Source organism: Halomonas sp. HMF6819 (assembly GCF_044335525.1).
Lineage (GTDB): Bacteria > Pseudomonadota > Gammaproteobacteria > Pseudomonadales > Halomonadaceae > Vreelandella.
In genome coordinates this window covers 76,965-95,346 of the sequence record NZ_JBIQVY010000008.1, presented here as the reverse complement: position 1 = coordinate 95,346, position 18,382 = coordinate 76,965, and the positions used below count along the sequence as shown (strand labels likewise).

Here is an 18,382-nt window from a genome sequence, read left to right as displayed (position 1 = left end):
TTAAGCGCCCCATGTTATTAACAACATTGGCCAGGAGCCGCGGGATTCCATGAGTCTGAGGGTCATTTTACGCATTCTAGGGCTGCTCTTGATGCTGTTCAGCCTCACCATGCTGCCCCCGATGCTGATATCGCTCTGGTTTCGCGACGGTGTCTGGTACGCCTTCGCCAGCGGCATCGCCATCACCGTGATCACCGGCGTGCTGCTGTATCTGCCCAACCGGCGCGCGCGCAAGGAGCTGCGCATTCGCGACGGCTTCATCATCGCGGCGATGTTCTGGACGGTGCTGGCGTTTTTCGGCTCGATTCCACTGATGCTCTTCGGCCCCGATGCGCTGCACTTCACCGATGCGGTGTTCGAGTCGTTCTCCGGGCTAACCACCACGGGCGCCACGGTGATCACCGGCATCGACTTTCTACCGGAATCGATTCGCTACTATCGCCAGCAGCTGCAGTGGCTCGGCGGCATGGGGATCGTGGTACTGGCGGTGGCGATTTTGCCGACCTTGGGCGTTGGCGGCATGGCGCTTTACCGCACCGAAATCCCCGGGCCGCTCAAGGACTCCAAGCTCACCCCGCGCATTACCGAAACTGCCAAGGCGCTCTGGTACATCTACGCCACGCTGACCATGGCGTGTTTGGTGGCCTATATGCTGGCGGGCATGAGCTGGTTCGACGCCCTCGGCCACAGTTTTTCGACCGTCGCGATCGGCGGCTTCTCTACCCACGATGCCAGCATCGGCTACTTCAATAGCCCGGCCATCGAGCTGATCTGCGTGGCCTTCATGCTGATCTCGGCGTTCAGCTTCAGCCTGCACTTCATCGCCTGGCGTGAAAAGCGCCTGCTGCACTACTTCGAGGACCCGGAAGCGCGCTTTCTAATGCTGTTTCTGGCGGGGCTGGTGCTCATCGCCGCCTTCACGCTCTGGTTCACCGACACCTACGACACCCTGCACAGCCTGCGCCACGCGCTGTTCGAGGTGGTATCGGTGGCGACCACCGCGGGCTTTGCGGTCGCGGATTTCTCCGCCTGGCCAGGTGCGCTGCCGTTCATGCTGTTCGTCGCCGCCTTCATCGGCGGCTGCTCCGGCTCTACCGCCGGCGGCATGAAGGTAATCCGCATCATCCTGATTTTGAAACAGGGCATGCGCGAAGTCATGCGCCTGATCCACCCCAACGCGGTGATCGCGGTGAAGGTCGGCAAGGTCAGCGTGCCGGACAGCATCGCCCAGGCCGTGTGGGGCTTTTTCTCCGCCTACGTGATGCTGTTCTTTTTGATGCTGGTCGGTGTGATGGCCACCGGGGTGGATCAAATCACCGCCTGGTCCACCGTGGGCTCGGCGCTCAACAATCTGGGCCCGGCGCTGGGCGAGGCCAGCGAACACTACGGCGACATGCCCAATCTCGCCAAGTGGATTCTGGTCGTGGCGATGCTGCTGGGCCGCCTGGAAATCTTTACCGTACTGGTTCTATTCACCCCCGCATTCTGGCGCCGCTAGCGCCGCCCGGGGGCCACCTTTTGTTAGCGAGACACCCATGACGCACGACGCTCCCACCCCTATGGGCCGCGAGTTCGAGACGCTGCCCGCGACCAGCGGCCCGCTCAAGGCCATCGAGATCGAAGGCACCCGCTATACGCTCCTGGGCACCGCCCACGTGTCGGCCCAAAGCGCCGATGACGTGACGCGACTCCTCGACAGCGGCGCCTTCGACGCCGTGGCCATCGAGCTTTGCGACGCCCGCCACCACAGCATGACCAACCCGGACGCCATGGGCGAGCAGGATCTTTTTCAGGTCTTCAAGCAAGGCAAGGCGGGCATGGTGGCGGCGAGCCTGGCCCTCGGTGCGTTTCAGCAGCGCATCGCCGAGCAGTCCGGCATTCAGCCCGGCGCCGAGATGCGCGCTGCAGTGGAGGCAAGCCAGACCCACGCCCTGCCGCTTTTGATGATCGACCGCGACGTCGGCGTGACGCTCAAGCGCATATATCGCAACGTGCCCTGGTGGCAGCGCATGTCGCTGTTCACAGGGCTGATCGGCAGCGTCATGTCGCGCCAAGACGTCTCGAAGGAGGAGATCGAAAAGCTCAAGGAGGGCGACATGCTGGAGGCGACCTTCAGCGAGTTCGCCAGTGAGTCGGAGAGCCTTTACACGCCGCTCATTCGCGAACGCGACCGCTACATGGCGCTGCGCCTTGCCGAGCAAGCCCCGCCCGGGCGTTATAAAAACGTGCTGGTGGTACTCGGCGCCGGACACCTGAAAGGCACCGCCGAGCATCTCGAGGCGCCGCTGCCGGAGAACCCGACCACCGAGCGCGAGGCGCTCGAACATACGCCGCCGCCGTCAAAGCTCTGGAAGGCGCTGCCCTGGCTGATCACCGCGCTGGTCATCACCGGCTTTGCGATCGGTTTTTCGCGCAACACCGAGCTTGGCTGGCAGCTGGTGCTGGAGTGGTTCTTGATCAACGGCATCCTGTCCGGCGGCGCGACGATCGTGGCGCTGGCCCACCCAGTGACGGTCATCTCCACCTTCTTCGCCGCCCCGCTGACCTCGCTCAACCCGACCATCGGCGCCGGGTTCGTGGCCGCCGGCGTCGAGCTTTACATGCGAAAGCCCAAGGTTCGCGACTTCTCCTCGCTCAGACACGATGTCACCCAACTCAGCGGCTGGTGGAAAAACCGCGTCTCGCGCACGTTGCTGGTGTTCATTCTGGCCACGCTCGGCTCGGCGGTGGGTACCTGGGTGGCAGGCTTTAGAATCGCCGGGGCGCTGTTTGGAAGCGCGGCGTGAACCGAATCGAGCGTGCGCCCTGGCAGGCGGATGCCCTGCTCTTGCTGGTGACGCTGATGGCCGCCGGCGGCTGGATCTTTTCTAGAGAAGCGCTTGCCGGCATGCCGCCGCTTTTGTTCATCGGCAGTCGCTTTCTGCTGGCCGGGCTGATCCTTCTGGGCTTTGCCTGGCCTTCGCTTTCGCGCTTGCCCGCTCGCCGGGTGCGGCGAAGCCTGTTCGTCGGGCTGCTGTTCAGCCTGGCGACCGGTTTCTGGATTATGGGACTCAGCGTCTCCTCGCACCTGGGCGAAAGCGCCTTCATTACGAGTCTGGGAATTCTGATGGTGCCGGTGCTCGGCATACTGTTTGGCGATACGCCCCCACGCACGACCTGGATCGCCCTGCCCGTGGCGCTGGCGGGCTTTGGGCTTTTGTCGCTCAACGCGGGCTTTCGTATCGAGCCCAGCCAGCTTTTGATGGTGTGCGCCGCGCTCTGCTTTGCGCTTCTGATCAACGTCAATACGCGGGTGGTGCGCAACGTCGCGGCACTTCCGCTGACCACGCTACAGCTTCTGGCGGTGGGCGCGGTGCTGACGCTCGTGTCGTTTGCTTTCGAGCGCCAGCCCATGGCGCTGAGCACGCCGATTCTGGGCTGGTTTCTGGCAAGCGTGGTGCTGGCAAGCTCGCTTCGCTACTTCCTGCAGATCAAGGCGCAAGGCATGACGACGCCGAGCCATGCCTCGGTCATCCTGATGCTCGAAGCGGTGTGGACCGCGCTGATCGCCGCCTGGTGGTTTGGTGAAACCATGACCCCGCTACAGCTGTCGGGCTGCGCTCTGATCTTTTTGGCGCTTCTGATCAACCGCTGGTACTGGGTACGCAAGGTGCTGCGCCGCTGGCTGCCGGCTCAGGCCAGCGCCTGACACCAGCCCAGGCCCTTTAAACGCCCGCCCGTTTGGCCAATAGCCGCTCCATTGCCGGGGTGGGCGCGTCGATTTTGCGATAGAAACGGCTCGCCGCGTAGCTTTCGTTGAACACGTCGAAGTAGTCGTCGAGCACATTTGCCGCCTCTTCATCGCCGCCCTGACGCAGAAGCTCGGTGGCAACTTCGGCCGTGCACAGGTGCGCTTTCGAGGCAGGCTTTCTAAGGCGGTAGCGGGTTGCACGCTCGGTGTGAAGCGGCAGCACCGGCAGGCCATCCAGATACGGGCTTTTGCGAAACATGCGCCGCGCCTGGCGCCAAGTGCCGTCGAGAATCACGTAGACCGGAACCCGGTCGTTCGCCTTCGCCGCGTGTACCGCATCGATGCCCACCACGCGCTCGGCGTAGTCCGGCTGGTCGTCGGGAAAGATTAGAAACGGCGCGTAGCGCGCATCCTGCAATAGTGCTTCGAGCTCGGGGTCGAGCGCGGTGCGCGCCCAGGTGAAGACGCGAGTTTCACTCAGCACGTCCCCGATCAGCCGCCCGGTGTTGGTGGGTTTCAAGTGCTCGAGCGAGTGGGTCAAAAGCCATACCTGGGCGTGGCTCTCCACGCCCACCTTGTAAGGGCAGAGGCAGTTGAGTTTGGGTAGGTTGCACCCTTCACAGCGAATCACGAAGCTGCCGCGCGCTTTGAATTCGCGCCGCGGCGCACGCTCGGCAAGCGAATCCGGTTCAGAGGACGTATCAAAAGCGGACATCGGCGCACCCATTCGATCAAAGGGCGCCGAGTATAAAGCAGCGCCGCTCGCGTGACGAATCCGCTGGCATCAACCGCTCACGCGGCTCGACGTTTTACTGTCGGCGCCAGCCTATCGAGCTTACTCTGACGGGGGGCACACGCTCTGGACGTCACGCAGATGGGCATAGCTTGCGGCGTAACGGGAAAACTTGTGCGCGCCGCTAGAGTAAGGGGCGTAGCGCGGCGGGGCGCTTTCACTGGTACAGCTCGGCAGCACCTCGACCACGGCATCGTAGTCGAGATCGAAGAAGAACGGCAGCGAGTATCGCTGCCGGCCGCTGGTATTGACCACCCGATGCAGCGTCGACACGTAGCGAGCATTGGTGAGGGTCTGCACGATATCGCCGATATTGATCACGAAGGCGCCCTCGATGGGCGGCGCGCTGATCCAACCCCCATCGCGGTGGCGAATCTGCAGACCGCCCACGGCGTCCTGCGCCAGAATGGTCAACAGCCCGTAGTCGGTATGGGCACCGATACCGATCTCTTCTTCTTCGATCGTGCCGGCCTGGCAGGGGTAGTGCAGCAGCCGCTGAATCGCCACCGGCCGCCTCTGGCGCGGAGCAAAGTAATCTTCCGCTAGCCCGAGACTCAGTGCAATGGCGCCCATCAGACGATGCCCAAGCGCCAGCATCTCGGCGTAGTAGCGCTCGAACACCGCCTGAAACGCCTCGGGCCTGGTCGGCATCCGGTTGGGACCAAAAAATGGCGAGACCTCGGCCTCATCGAGTCCCAGATCGAAGCTCTCTTTCAAGTCGCGACTTTTGCCAGGGTCGACGTTCTCACCAAACAGTGGCGTGTAGCCGCGCAAGGAGAGCCCCGAGCCGACGATATTGAGGGCGTCTTTTTCCGCGAAAGGGCGCGCAAAGAAACCGGCGGCCATGGCGAACGCCTGCTCGATGAGCCTGGGGTCGATCCCGTGCCCGCGAACATAGAAAAAGCCGGTTCGCTCACACGCCTCGCCAATGGCGTTGGCAACACCCATCGGGTCGCTTCGATCGAGCAGTGGGCCAAGGTCGATGACGGGAATCTGTGCCGGCGCCAGCGTTCGCGTCGTCAAGGACGGCGCCAAAGTGAAGCGCGCGCGCTCGGCGTCGGGGTGATCCAGCACCTCGACGTCCATGGTGTCATCCCTCATGCATTTATTCCTCGTTTCCTTTAACCAATCGCCATCAACCCGATCCCATTTTGCCACGAATACCGGTCATTCAGTATGACGGTGGCAACAACGACTCAGCCAGGCTCGAAATTTTTCTGGCGGCGCCAGCGCTCGACCAGCGCCGGCACCCCTTCCCCGGCGGTGGTGTTGATCGCCCGCACCCCGGGTGGGCTAAGCGCATCGGCGTCCGGGTCGATCAGCGCGCAGGGTGTGTCGACTCCGATATAGGACAAAAGCGAGGCGGCGGGCATCACCGCGAGTGAGGTACCCACCACCAGAAAGAAGTCCGCCTGGCTTGCAAGCGCGCAGGCCTGTTCGAACAGCGGCACCGACTCGCCGAACCAGACCACGTCCGGGCGCAGCTGGCTACCCTTGTCGCAGACGTCGCCGAGGGCGATATCGCCGGACACCGGGTAGCGAAGGCTCGCATCGACGCTGGAGCGCGCTTTCAAAATTTCGCCGTGAAGGTGGAGCACGCTGCGCGAGCCCGCCCGCTCGTGCAGATCGTCGATGTTCTGGGTGATGATCGAGACGTTAAAGCAGTCCTGCTCGAGCGCGGCCAGCGCCTTGTGTGCCGCGTTGGGTTGGGCCCGGCAAATCTGCGCTCGGCGCTGGTTGTAGAAGGTGAGCACGCGCTCGGGGTCGGCGCGAAAGCCATCGAACGTAGCCACCTGCTCGACCGAGTGCTCCTCCCAGAGGCCGTCGCTGGCGCGAAAGGTCTTGATGCCGCTTTCGACGCTGATGCCGGAGCCGGTAAAGACCACCAGGTGCGGCAGCGTCCCCGCGTCCTGGTGGCGGCCGTCAGCGGGTTCGTCTATCCACATAACGCTCTCCTCGTCAGATCACGCCCCGTTTTAGCCCGTGGTGCGCGCGGTGTAAAGCGTCTGGCCGTCTCAGTCGGCGACGAGGAAATTACGCGTCGAGCCGATGCCCTCGACTACGTCGTCTTCGCTTCGATCCTTGAGTTTGACCCCGGAAAGCTGTCGCTCGCGCGCCTCCTTGAGCAGCAGCAGGAGTTTGCGCGCCGCCTGATCGACGTCGAGCCCCGCCGGGCGCACGTTGGAGATACAGTTGCGCCGATCGTCTCTGAGCCCCACCTCCGGCGCCCAGGTCATGTAGAGCCCGAGGCTATCCGGCGAGCTGAGCCCGGGCCGCTCGCCGATCATCACCAGCACCGCGCGAGCGTTCAACAGCGCGCCAATCTCGTCGCCAATGGCCACGCGCCCCTGCTCGACGATGGTGACCGGCGCCAAGCGCCAGTCGTTTGTATCCTTCGCCAGGGCCTGGTCGAGCGCCGTCAGAAAGGGCGCGCTGTTTTGCTGCACCGCCAGCGCCGAGAGGCCGTCGACGATGACGATGGCCAGGTCGCTGGGTTCGGTGTTGTCCGCCTGCGCTTCGAGGCGCTCGCGATCCTCGTCGCTCAACCGGCGGCCGTAATCCGGACGCTGGAGGTAGGTGGCACGATCCGTCGCCCGGCTTTTTAGCGCAAGCGGCGCGGTGTCGAGCTCAAGCGCCTCGTCAAGCGACGCCGTCAGCGCTTCGATATCCAGCGGGCAGTGCACCGCATCCTGGGCCTGGGCGTGGGCGAGCTGAAACTCCAGCAGTTTATGGGTGGGCAGACTCACCCCGGCGCGGCCGAGGCCGATGCGGGCATCGGTGAAGGCACGAAGCGTGGCCCAGGGGTTGTCCACCACGCCGGCGTCGCGGCTTTCATTGGAGGCATCCTTGGAGGACATGGGAGTGTGATCACTGCTCATGGCTTGCCTCCCCGGGCAGGTGGCGCAGGCTTTGCGCGAAGGCCCTTGGGACGTGCTCGCTCAGCCGGTGGGTGTCGATATCGTCGAAAATCTGCATGCGCGCGAGCCACTGCTCGAACTCGGGTGCGGCCTTGAGACCCAGCGCCCGGCGGGCGTAGAGCGCATCGTGAAACGAGGTGGTCTGGTAGTTGAGCATGATGTCGTCGGAGCCTGGAATGCCCATCACGAAGTTGCAGCCGGCCACGCCCAGAAGCGTGAGCAGGTTGTCCATGTCGTTCTGGTCGGCTTGGGCGTGGTTGGTGTAGCAGACGTCGCACCCCATGGGCACGCCCAGGAGCTTGCCGCAGAAGTGATCCTCGAGCCCGGCGCGGGTGATCTCCTTGCCGTCGAACAGATACTCCGGGCCGATGAAGCCAACCACGGTATTAACCAACAGCGGGTTGAACTTGCGCGCCACGGCGTAGGCGCGTGCCTCGCAGGTCTGCTGGTCGAGGCCATGGTGGGCATCGGCCGAGAGCGCGCTGCCTTGGCCGGTCTCGAAATACATGACGTTACGCCCGACCGTGCCGCGGTTGAGCGACTGCGCCGCGGCCTCGGCCTCGGCCAGGGTGGCGAGATCGAAGCCGAAGCTCTTGTTGGTCGCCTCGGTGCCGCCGATCGACTGAAAGACGAGATCCACCGGCGCGCCCTGCTCGATCGCCTCCAGCGTATTGGTCACGTGGGTGAGCACGCAGGACTGAGTGGGAATCTCGTATTTCTGAATCACCTCGTCCATCAGGCGCATCAGCTTCACGCTCTGGGCGACGTTGTCGGTGGCCGGGTTGATGCCGATCACCGCGTCGCCGCTGCCGTACAAAAGCCCGTCGAGGATGCTGGCCGCGATCCCGGTGACATCGTCGGTCGGGTGATTGGGCTGAAGGCGAGTGGAGAGCCGCCCCTCCAGGCCGATGGTATTGCGAAAGGCGGTGACGACACGGCATTTTTTGGCCACCAGAATCAAATCCTGGTTGCGCATCAGCTTGCTCACCGCTGCGGCCATTTCCGGGGTGATGCCGGCGCGCACGCTTTGCAGCACCTCGGGCGTGGCCTGATCCGATAACAGCCAGTTACGAAAATCGCCTACCGTCAGGTGGCTGATCGGCGCGAAGGCGCCGGCGTCGTGATCGTCGATGATCAGCCGGGTGATCTCGTCGTCCTCGTAGGGCACCAGCGCGTCGTTGAGAAAGGTGGAAAGTGGAAGCTCGGCCAGCACCATCTGGGCGACCACGCGCTCCTCGGCGCTTTCGGCCATGACGCCGGCCAGCCGGTCGCCGGAGCGGGCCGGCGTGGCCTTGGCCATCAGCTCGGCCAGATTCGAAAAGCCGTAGCGACGACTCCCTACTTGGGTATGGTAAGCCCTGGTCATGATTGCCCCCTGTGCGCTTGGCCTCGCCGGCGGGCGCCGACGCCGTATGTGAACTCTCTTCCGTTCACCTTAGCGCCAACCGAAGACTTCGCCTATCAAGTTTCGGCAAATCCGGCGTAGGCAAAACAGTTCAGGCGCTCAAGGGCGAGCGCTTCAGATCAGGACTGAAGCCAGCGGGTTGCGAACTGCGACGCCGTAAGCGGCCGGTCGAACAGATAGCCCTGCCCTTGCGTGCAGCCCATCTCGAGCAGCGGCTCGATCTGCGCCTGGCTTTCGATGCCTTCAGCGATCGTCTCGAGCCCCAGAGTGTGAGCCATGGCGATGATGGTAGCGACGATGACCCGGTCGTTTTCACTCACCAGCATGTCGCGAATGAAGGAGATATCGATCTTGATCTTGTCCACGGCGAAGCGCTTGAGGTAGGCAAGCGAGGAGTAGCCGGTGCCGAAGTCGTCGATGGCCAGGCCCATCCCCTGCTCCTTGCAGTAGCGGGTGATGGCCACGGCCTCTTCCGGGTTGACCATGATGCCGCTCTCGGTGAGTTCCAGACTCAGCATCGAGGGGGCGATATGATAGCGGCTGCAGCTTTCGAACAGTGTATCGATCAGGTCGTTGTCGTCGAACTGATCCGCCGCCACGTTGATCGCAAGCTGCCCGCAAAGCGAAACCCCTTGGCGTTTCCACTGGGAGAGCTGCTGACACGCCTTCTCGATCACACAGCGCCCGAGCGCGACCATCATGCCGCGCTCTTCGGCCAACGGAATGAAATCACCGGGCGAGACAAAGCCCAGCACCTCGTCCTGCCAGCGACAAAGCGCTTCGGCGCCGATCAGCTCGCGGGTGCGCAGGTTAACCTGAGGCTGAAAGTTCAGGGTCAGGGTGTTGTCCGCGATGGCGATGGCGAGCCGCTTGGCCATGTCGAGCTTTTCGCGCATGACCTGCTCCATCCAGGGCTCGAACAGCCGCGCGCCCGACGGCGCTCGCTTGGCCTGATGCATGGCGATATCGGCGTATCGAAGAAGCCCCTGGGCGGTGCGCGCCTGCTCGGGGCACACCGATACGCCAACGCTTGCGCTGACTTCCGCCGTATGCTGCTCAACGACCACGGGCTCCATGAGCGCGTCCTGAAGCCGGGTGGCGATCTCGACCGCCTCACGCTGGCCGGCGTCAAGACACAGCACCACGAACTCGTCGCCGCCCAGCCTTGCCAGATAGTGGCGCTCTTTCAGCACCGTCGAGAACCGCTTGGCGACCTCTTTAAGCACCAGATCGCCAACGTAATGACCGGCGATATCGTTGATTTCCTTAAAATGGTTGAGGCCCAACAGCAGTAGCGCCAAGCGTTGCGGTGGTGTCTGCCCCACGTGCTGCACCAGTCGCTGCATGAAGTCCGCCCGGTTGGGCAGGCGCGTGCCCTCGTCGCGGTAGGCCAGCTCGCGAATACGGCTCTCGTCCTGCTGGCGCGAAAGCTCCGAGGCGACCCGCGCGGCAAAAATCTGCAGCACCGTGCGGGCGATATGGGTGTCCTCCAGGGGCTGTTCGAACATGACGCCGACAACGCCGATCGGGTTGCCCTGGGCATCGTCGAGCCGGCGACCGATATAGCCGTTGACCCAGTCGAGCTCACCGTTGGACTCGGCGGGCATACGGACAGAGGCGTTCTCGAGCACCACGCACTCTTTATGATCGATCACGTCTTCGCAGGGCACGCCGTCTATTCGATAGCGAATTCCCGGCTGCTCTTCGCCTCTGATATTGAGCGACACCATCGACGCCACGCCCGGCTCCAGGGCGTCGAGCTTGGCGATGAACCCCACTTGGGCATCGAGCGCCGCCGCCATGTGGGCGGTGAGCTGAGATAAAAACGCTTCGCCGTGGTTGGCCGAAACCGCCGTCGCAACGTGGGCCACCGCGTGCTGAATGCGCTGCTCGTTTTGGCGGCGCAGGATGCTGTCCAGTCCAAAGGCAATATCGTTGGCCAAATCGCCCAGCACCTTACGCTCTTTTTTCGAAATATCCGTTTCCTGAGCGTGGTAGCAGCTGAGCACGCCCAAAGGCGTATCGCGAAACATCAGCGGTAGCGCGATGAACGCTTTAACACCTAAAGCGCGCAAGGTGGAGGCGACCGTTTCGTTGACGCCACCGGCCTGATCCGACTCGGTGATAAAGACCGGCTTACCGGTCGCGAAGGCGGCCTGGCTCAGCGCGCGGCTGTAGCGCTTGATCATCAGCTGGCGCGGACTGCACCAGGCGATTTCTTGGCCGTCCCGGTCGGCCATCGTCCTCACACTCAGCGAATCGGCGCGACCCTGGAGGTCCGGGCGACTGATCCAGGCAGCGGCGTAGCCGCCGGTGCCGACGGCCACGTCGCAGCAGCTCTGCATGAGCGCGGTTTCGTTCTGGGCACTGAACACCGCCTCGCCACCTTCGCTTAAAAGCTTGAGCGCCCGTCGATGGCCGGCGATACGCACATTGGCGTTGGCGCCGGCCAAGCGACGAGAGAGCTCGAAACTTGCAAGCGACGCTGCGATTCTCAACGTATCGACGGCAAAATCGGGAAGCGTCAAGGGTGAGGAGTGAATCAGCGCCATCAGCCCGAGCCAGTTGCCATCGGCGTCCAGCATGGGCACGCCCAGGTACCCTTGGGCATCAAGCGCGGCCAGCTGCGCATCCTTGGGAAAACGGGAACAAATGCCCGCCTCGGCAAAGAACTCGCTACTCGGGGTCACTTGGCTGCAGGCGGTTCCCTTGATCGGAAACGGCGCCTTATAAAGCCACTGGCCGTTGGAGTAGAGCGTTACCGGAGAAACGAGACTTTGATGCGCATCGATACGCGCGACCAGCACGTGGTCGACGCCCAAAAGCGCTGACAACGAGTGAGTCAATTGCTCGAAGAACTCTTCACGGCTGCTGCGAAGAAGGCTTCTGGAGAGCTGCTGCAGGATACTGGGCGCAGAGTCTGAGAGCATGAAGTTGAACGCCTCGAAGTTGATCCGTTAACGGCGTCGATACCGATGCCTCGTACCCGCATTGAGGACCGTCAGCCCCAGTGCGCCAATGCGGTGCTATTTTTTCCAACACATGACTAATACGAGTATAACAATTTAACTATGCAGCTGGCATGAAAGTTCTCATTGGCGACTCACCCACCCTCAAAATCGTTGGCCCTTATATCGGCTTCTCGCGCTCTTTCTTGACCCAAGACGTGACGAATTTATCGCATGGCCGACCAAAGACTATCCGCGTCTCACCACGCTCCCCTGCCCCAAATAGCCAGCGCCAATGATTTGATTCAATAAATTTAATTATCCCTTATCAACTCATTGAGTTGATACTCAACTTGCTTAGTCCTTCATGTCAATAGGTGGGTCCTTAACCATTCTTTATCATTGGGAGGACAACGTGACGAAAAAAGAACGGGAACATATCGCCAGTCATATCGGCTGTGCAATCGCCAAACGGCGCGTGCGTTGTCAGATGACCCAGGAAGAAGTGGCGGAGCGGCTGGGAATAGGTAACGAAGCCGTCTCTCGCATCGAGCGGGGGCGAGTGATTCCCAACGTGATACGTCTGGTACAGCTTTCCACGATTTTCAACTGCGAAACCGCCGAGCTTTTGGGTGAAGTGAGCCTTCAGACTGACGACCAGGCGAGCCGAATGAAAGGCCTGCTAGCACCGCTCGAGGAGCAGGATCGCCAGCTCATTCTCGATATCACCGAAAGCCTGGCGGCGCGCCTTCATCATAAGGTGCCGAACGAAAAGTAGTCCTTAGCGTTTAGACAAACGCAGCACCGCGGGGTTTGTCCAAACAATTAGTTGTGATCCTGACCACCGCAATTTTAGAAGGTGTGACCATGGCCAAAGCGTCCGTCCAACGTTTCAACCGACTCCCCGAAGAGGACCGCTCCCGCGTCATCGAAATGGCTTGGGAGGATCGTACTCCGTTTGAAGCCATTGAAAGTCTCTACGGTTTGGTTGAGCCCGATATGGTCGAGATCATGCGCCACGCGCTCAAACCCGGCTCGTTCAAGCTCTGGCGCCAACGCGTTACCGCTCGCGCCACTAAACACCGCGCGCTTCGCTCACCCGCCGTGCAGCGCGGCTACTGCCCCACCCAGTACAAGCGCTTCTGAATCCCATCTGCCCCGCTTGGCGGGGCATTCTCTAGCGCCATGGCGCGTGTATGTTGAAGACACCATGTTTTAATCGCCTCTGTTTCTAATCGCCTCTTAATTGCTATACTATAACATAATACTTAAAAAGAGAGATTGACCATGCCTGACTTCCCCCCCCTTCCCGTCACCGTGCTCTCGGGTTTTCTCGGCGCCGGCAAGACCACCGTGCTCAACCACATTCTGGCCAATCGAGAAGGCCGCCGCGTGGCAGTGATCGTTAATGACATGAGCGAGGTCAACATCGACGCCGCGCTGGTACGTGGCGGCCCGGAAAGCGCGGATGACGAAGTAGCGCTGAACCGCTTTGATGAGCGGCTCGTCGAGATGAGCAACGGCTGCATCTGCTGCACGCTGCGCGAGGACTTGCTGGTCGAGGTAGGAAAGCTCGCCCGCGAAGGCCGCTTCGACTATCTGGTGATCGAGTCCACCGGCATTTCCGAACCGCTGCCGGTGGCCGAAACTTTCACCTTCGAGGACGAGGAGGGCCAGAGCCTCTCTCACGTCGCGCGTCTGGATACGCTGGTTACCGTTGTCGATGGCGCCAATTTTCTTACCCAGTATCAGGAGGCCCAGAGCCTCGAAGAGGCGGGTGAGAGCCTGGGTGAAGAAGACGAGCGCAACGTGGCGGATCTGCTGGTCGATCAGATCGAGTTTTGCGATGTGCTGCTGGTCAGCAAAACCGACCTGATGAGCGAGCGTGAACTCGAATCGCTAAAAGCAGTGCTCACATCCCTGAACCCGGACGCCGAGATCGTGCCGATTCGCCAAGGTCAGGTGGCGCTGGATAAGGTGCTCGATACAAAACGCTTCGATTTCGAGCGCGCCCAGCGCGCGCCGGGCTGGCTCAAGGAGATGCGCGGCGAGCACGTGCCGGAAACAGAGGAGTACGGCATCTCGAGTTTCGCCTACCACGCGCGACGCCCCTTCCACCCGGCCAAATTTTTCGAGCTTTTGCATTCGGAGTGGTTCGGCGAGGGGCTGCTGCGCTCGAAAGGCTTTTTCTGGCTAGCCACCCGCCCACAGTGGGCGGGTCAGTGGAGTCAGGCCGGTGGCATCGCCCATCACGGCGTCGCCGGCATGTTCTGGAAAGCGATCCCCGAATCGCGCTGGCCCACGGACCCGGAGTACCGGGGCTTCATCGAAGAAAAATGGGTCGAACCCTTCGGCGACATGCGCCAAGAGCTGGTATTCATCGGCCAGAACATGAATAAAGCCCGCATGCGCGCCGCTTTGGACGGCTGCCTTTTGAGCGAGGAGGAACTGCTGGAGGGGATCGAGGCATGGAAAGCGCTGCCGGATCCGTTTCCAACCTGGGAGTAGTCGGTCGTATTACGGGCAGTGGGGCTCGACTAACCATCGACAATATTCGCGAGTGACGCATGGGTGAGACCAGTGATCTGACGCCGGATTCATTCCACTCGCGCCGACCGCTGCCTTCGGGTTCTGCCGGCTATCGCTGGCCATGCCGTTTAAGCATAAAAAAAGAGCCGTTCACCTTCTACCGCCAAAAGAGATCAGCGTGTAGAGCGAACGGCTCTTGTGTTACCCGGTTAGCTCGATGCGCTATCCAAGCTTACCGGCGTTTCGAGCGCTAACGTTTAAGCAGCGCTATGCCAGGCCGGGCTGTTGTCGAAATCGCCGTGTCTGGCGGTCAAAACGGCCTCCTTGCGTTCCGGGCACTGCCACAGGTGATCCACCAGCTCGCTGTTGGGGGCATAGCCCAAGGGCGCGTCGATCAACAGCTGCTGGAGGCGTCTGGAGTCGCTTTGTTGACAAGCACGCACGAGCTCCTCCATCAACCGCTCGGTCTCCTGCAAGGTCAGCGAGACCTCGTGAGCCGTCATGATGCGCGAGTGCGAGGTGTGCCGAACGCGCTCGCCAATGAGCAGCTCCTCATAGAGTTTTTCGCCTGGCCGCAAACCGGTGAAGCGAATTTCGATATCGCCCTTGATCGAATGCCCCGATTGGTTCGGCTGGTTCACGTAAGGGTCGAACCCGGACAGCCGCACCATCTTAGTGGCCAGATCGGTAATTTTGATCGGCTCGCCCATATCCAGAACGAAAACGTCGCCGCCTTTGGCCATTGCCCCCGCTTGGATAACCAGCTGGGCAGCCTCAGGAATGGTCATGAAATAACGCGTAATCTCAGGGTGAGTAACGGTGACCGGCCCGCCTGCCGCAATCTGGCGGCGAAACATGGGAACCACAGAGCCGCTGGAACCCAGGACGTTACCAAAACGCACCATGCAAAAACGAGTGTCTTTCTGAGCGTTGGACATGGCCTGGCACACCAGTTCTGCCAAGCGCTTGGTCGCCCCCATAACGTTAGTGGGCCGCACGGCCTTATCGGTCGAGACCAGCACGAAATCGCTGACACCGGATTCTACCGCCGCGCGCGCGCAGTTCAGCGTGCCTATGGCGTTGTTAACCAACCCTTCTTCGACATTGTGTTCGACCATCGGCACGTGCTTGTAGGCCGCCGCGTGATAAACCGTTTGCACCTGATAGTAGGTCATCACGGACTGAAGGCGCTCGGTATGCTGCACCGACCCAAGTAACGCCATCACCTCTACGTGGTCCAGTCCTTCCGCTTGAGCAAGTGTGCGTAAATCCTGCTCAACGCAATAGAGGTTATATTCTGAGATCTCTAACAAAAGCAGTTTGCTGGGCTGCTGGCGTAGAATCTGTCGACACAGCTCGCTGCCAATGGACCCCCCGGCGCCGGTGACCAACACCACCTTATCGGTAATATTAGCGCCAATCAGACTGGCGTCCGGCGGCACGGGATCGCGGCCCAACAGATCCTCGACGGCGACATCACGAATTTCCGTGGTTTTTGCCCGCCCGGTGATCACATCGGCCATTCCAGGAACGGTTTGTACAGGTACAGTGATCCCCTCCAGAGACTCAAGGATCTCGCGCCGGCGAGCGCGCGAAGCGCTGGGCATGGCCAGCAGGATTTTTTCTACCCCGTAGACATCGATCAACCCTTGAACGGCGCGAGGATGGTGAACTTTCAGCCCCTGAATAGAGGAGCGCTGTACGTCGGCATCGTCATCGATGAAACATACCGGCTCGTATTCATTGCCGTTACGAAACGAGACTACCAACTGCCGCCCTGAGCTGCCCGCACCATAAATCAAAACGCGCGTTTTGTAGCGCACTTGACCGCGCGTATAAAGCGAACGAAGTACCGCCCGCACGCCGCCAATGGTCAGCATGGCAAGCATTGCATAAATGAAAGGTACCGAACGAGGAATGGGCAAAAGCGCAACGTAGTTGACCACGATCAGTACCATCGTGGATGCTAATACGCCGGCTAGAACGGTCGTCGCCGCCTGCATGTCCATGAAGCGGATGATTGCTCGGTAGAATCCCAGTCGTGCAAAGATGAAAAGACTAATAGGAATAATGGCAGGTAAGACCAGCCAGACGTTGGAATTGGACACAAAGGACCAACCATCTAGCCGCAAGAACATGGCCAGCAGAAAGCTAACCGTTATCAGCCCGGCATCAACCACTAATTGAATCAGGCGTTTTTGAGGTCTTGGCAGACGAAACAAGGGGTGCAATAAGCGCGATAACATAGCAGTCGACTCCAATTCAGCTCAACGAGCGCCCGAATTCACGAGCTTTCGATACGGCATTTAACCGTTCACTACGGTGTTTGGAGCAGTTTTACGTACTGTTTCGGATTAGTTTTATCATACCTTTGCCTACATCCTTGTACTATTGAGCAGTTTAAAATCAATGCTGTCCACACGCAGATAAGTATGCTGATCGTTTAAATTTAGCAAGTTACCTGCATATTAAAGTATCCAGCTTAGATATTATTCGAGCCCATTAAGGCGAGCTGATAAGATAAGTATCAGGAGGGCATTTCTTTATACCGGATCCAGTATGACAACAGCATTACATCCAGCGAAGAGCGCTTGATCGTTCAAGCCCACGCGACAGGTATTATAATTTCTTTAGCCTTTATTTTTTATAAATTATCGTATGATTTTTCTAATCAAGCCATTACCTTTTAAGTAGTACAAGCACAGCCATTAATCGCAATTTATTACTTTATTTTTTAACGCCAATCCAGGTTAAAAAATGACGTTTTATTCGGCAGTTGTTTTTTAAGACGTGTGGAAAGGCCCTTTAGAATGTGCATGACGCTTTACAACGGCTGCCACGCACACCACCAACCAAACCCAATAGGCGGCCAGTACTATCGGATAGGCGAAGAAGGCATAACTCAAGCCAAAATCAAAAAATAGTAGCGCCAGTAGACAGCCTGCTAGCGCTAGTGGATCCCGATCCAGGTATCCCCCGTGTAGCCGCCGCGCAAAAAACCAAAGCGGCGACACGTACAGTAATAATGTCGCCAGCCCCCCCAACGCACCATAGCGTAACCAGGCATTCAGAATGTCGTTGTGAGCATGCCAGTGCTCGGCGACACCACTACTTACACGACCCTGCTCGTTGAGCGTTTTCAAGACATCGCGATACTCCTGTAGGCGATAGCCCGACCACGGCCGCTCCGCAATCAACTGCAGAGTGACTCGATAGAGCTCGAGACGAACGCCGATCGATCCGTGCGCCTCGCCATTCAGGTAATCAAGGCTTTCACCCATCGCGCTGTTCACCCGCTGCTGTACACCGGTCTGGGGCAGCGCGTAAAGCCCAATGACCAGCGCGGCGATCACGACCACGATCCCCCCGCGCAAGCGCAAGGGCCACTGCCGGGCATAAGCGCGATAGAGCATCCATACAGTCAACGGCAGCGCCAGCCAGCCACCCCGTGTACCGGAAAGCAGAGAAGCGTCAAGCCCTCCCAATGCTCCTGCTGCTACTAGCATTACCCAGCCCCAGCGTTTAGGCTGCCGCCATGCCCAAGGCAACCCAGCCAAACAGACAACCCCCGCCGCGAGCGAAAAGTTGCCAAACAGAATAGCGTGAAAAGGGGCCTGCCCACTTGCCCGCTCAACGCCCTGCCCTGCGACCTGCCATAATGCCCACGCACCCACAGCGGCTCCGGTCACGGCGAACGCCATAAACACGCTCGCGGCGCTTACATAAAGCCTGGGCAAGGCACAAACCGTTAACACGCTCAGCAGTAAAACAAGTAGCCGAGGCCATTCGTCCTGCCACGTCTGAGGCCCTTGCACAGCACAAGCCAGCAGGGTGGCTGCCGCACAAAAAACGGGTAACAGGATGAGGTATCGAGCCAGCCTAGTGGCTTCTTTAAAGCGCCTGCTGACTAATTCAAAACCACCTAAAACGGCTAGCGCGCCCAACGCTAACCATCCGCCATTGGGCAGGAGCAGCGGCGCAGCGATCAAAAAGCTAGTGCCCAGAAAAACCAGGGAAGTGTTTCGCAGCATCATCAGTTTTAAACACATGGGAGCTTGT

The 18,382-nt window shown here is 60.4% G+C and carries 14 protein-coding genes; 6 read left to right on the top strand and 8 right to left on the bottom strand.

The window, feature by feature from the left end; genetic code table 11:
- Positions 1–49 precede the first annotated feature (49 nt).
- The 3 genes from ACGLWX_RS17400 to ACGLWX_RS17390 are packed head-to-tail and all read left to right on the top strand — an operon-like array spanning position 50 to position 3,688.
- On the top strand, positions 50–1,498 hold the full coding sequence (locus ACGLWX_RS17400) for a TrkH family potassium uptake protein (protein WP_396241618.1): 1,449 nt from the start codon (positions 50–52) through the stop codon (positions 1,496–1,498).
- Between the two features lie 37 nt (positions 1,499–1,535).
- Positions 1,536–2,786, top strand: coding sequence for a TraB/GumN family protein (locus tag ACGLWX_RS17395; protein WP_396241616.1), 1,251 nt, complete (start codon positions 1,536–1,538; stop codon positions 2,784–2,786).
- Positions 2,783–3,688 (top strand): DMT family transporter, encoded by a 906-nt coding sequence (locus tag ACGLWX_RS17390; RefSeq protein WP_396241614.1) that lies wholly within the window; start codon positions 2,783–2,785, stop codon positions 3,686–3,688. Before ACGLWX_RS17395 ends, ACGLWX_RS17390 begins: the two co-directional genes overlap by 4 nt.
- 16 nt (positions 3,689–3,704) lie before the next feature.
- Here the strand turns inward: ACGLWX_RS17390 and ACGLWX_RS17385 are convergent, their stop codons facing one another.
- From ACGLWX_RS17385 to ACGLWX_RS17360, 6 genes are all read right to left on the bottom strand, one after another.
- A complete protein-coding gene (locus ACGLWX_RS17385) occupies positions 3,705–4,445 on the bottom strand; it encodes a tRNA-uridine aminocarboxypropyltransferase (protein ID WP_396241612.1) in 741 nt (246 codons plus the stop codon).
- Positions 4,446–4,565: 120 nt separating this feature from the next.
- Positions 4,566–5,624, bottom strand: a complete 1,059-nt coding sequence (locus ACGLWX_RS17380) for an isopenicillin N synthase family dioxygenase (RefSeq protein ID WP_396241610.1) — start codon at positions 5,622–5,624, stop codon at positions 4,566–4,568.
- A 95-nt stretch (positions 5,625–5,719) separates the two neighbouring features.
- Positions 5,720–6,469 carry an SIR2 family NAD-dependent protein deacylase gene (locus ACGLWX_RS17375; protein ID WP_396241608.1) on the bottom strand — a complete coding sequence of 250 codons (750 nt, stop codon included), beginning with the start codon at positions 6,467–6,469 and terminating at the stop codon, positions 5,720–5,722.
- A 69-nt stretch (positions 6,470–6,538) separates the two neighbouring features.
- Positions 6,539–7,381 (bottom strand): ethanolamine ammonia-lyase subunit EutC, encoded by an 843-nt coding sequence (gene eutC / locus ACGLWX_RS17370; protein WP_396241624.1) that lies wholly within the window; start codon positions 7,379–7,381, stop codon positions 6,539–6,541.
- Between the two features lie 10 nt (positions 7,382–7,391).
- The gene (locus tag ACGLWX_RS17365; protein WP_396241606.1) at positions 7,392–8,807 is read right to left on the bottom strand and encodes an ethanolamine ammonia-lyase subunit EutB; all 1,416 of its coding nucleotides are present in this window, start codon (positions 8,805–8,807) and stop codon (positions 7,392–7,394) included.
- A 158-nt stretch (positions 8,808–8,965) separates the two neighbouring features.
- Positions 8,966–11,776, bottom strand: a complete 2,811-nt coding sequence (locus ACGLWX_RS17360; protein WP_396241604.1) for an EAL domain-containing protein — start codon at positions 11,774–11,776, stop codon at positions 8,966–8,968.
- Positions 11,777–12,209: 433 nt separating this feature from the next.
- Between ACGLWX_RS17360 and ACGLWX_RS17355 the strand changes: the two genes are divergently transcribed.
- The 3 genes from ACGLWX_RS17355 to zigA all read left to right on the top strand — a co-directional run bounded on the left by ACGLWX_RS17355 (position 12,210) and on the right by zigA (position 14,302).
- On the top strand, positions 12,210–12,572 hold the full coding sequence (locus ACGLWX_RS17355; protein WP_252109671.1) for a helix-turn-helix domain-containing protein: 363 nt from the start codon (positions 12,210–12,212) through the stop codon (positions 12,570–12,572).
- 89 nt (positions 12,573–12,661) lie between these two features.
- Positions 12,662–12,940: a TIGR03643 family protein gene (locus ACGLWX_RS17350; RefSeq protein WP_252109670.1), complete on the top strand. Its 279-nt coding sequence runs from the start codon at positions 12,662–12,664 to the stop codon at positions 12,938–12,940.
- A 141-nt stretch (positions 12,941–13,081) separates the two neighbouring features.
- On the top strand, positions 13,082–14,302 hold the full coding sequence (gene zigA / locus ACGLWX_RS17345) for a zinc metallochaperone GTPase ZigA (RefSeq protein ID WP_396241602.1): 1,221 nt from the start codon (positions 13,082–13,084) through the stop codon (positions 14,300–14,302).
- Positions 14,303–14,580: 278 nt separating this feature from the next.
- Here zigA and ACGLWX_RS17340 read toward each other — a convergent pair whose 3' ends face one another.
- On the bottom strand, positions 14,581–16,569 hold the full coding sequence (locus ACGLWX_RS17340) for a polysaccharide biosynthesis protein (protein ID WP_396241600.1): 1,989 nt from the start codon (positions 16,567–16,569) through the stop codon (positions 14,581–14,583).
- Positions 16,570–17,106: 537 nt separating this feature from the next.
- Complete coding sequence (locus tag ACGLWX_RS17335; RefSeq protein WP_396241598.1) at positions 17,107–18,372, bottom strand: O-antigen ligase family protein; 1,266 nt, start codon at positions 18,370–18,372, stop codon at positions 17,107–17,109.
- Positions 18,373–18,382: the final 10 nt, after the last annotated feature.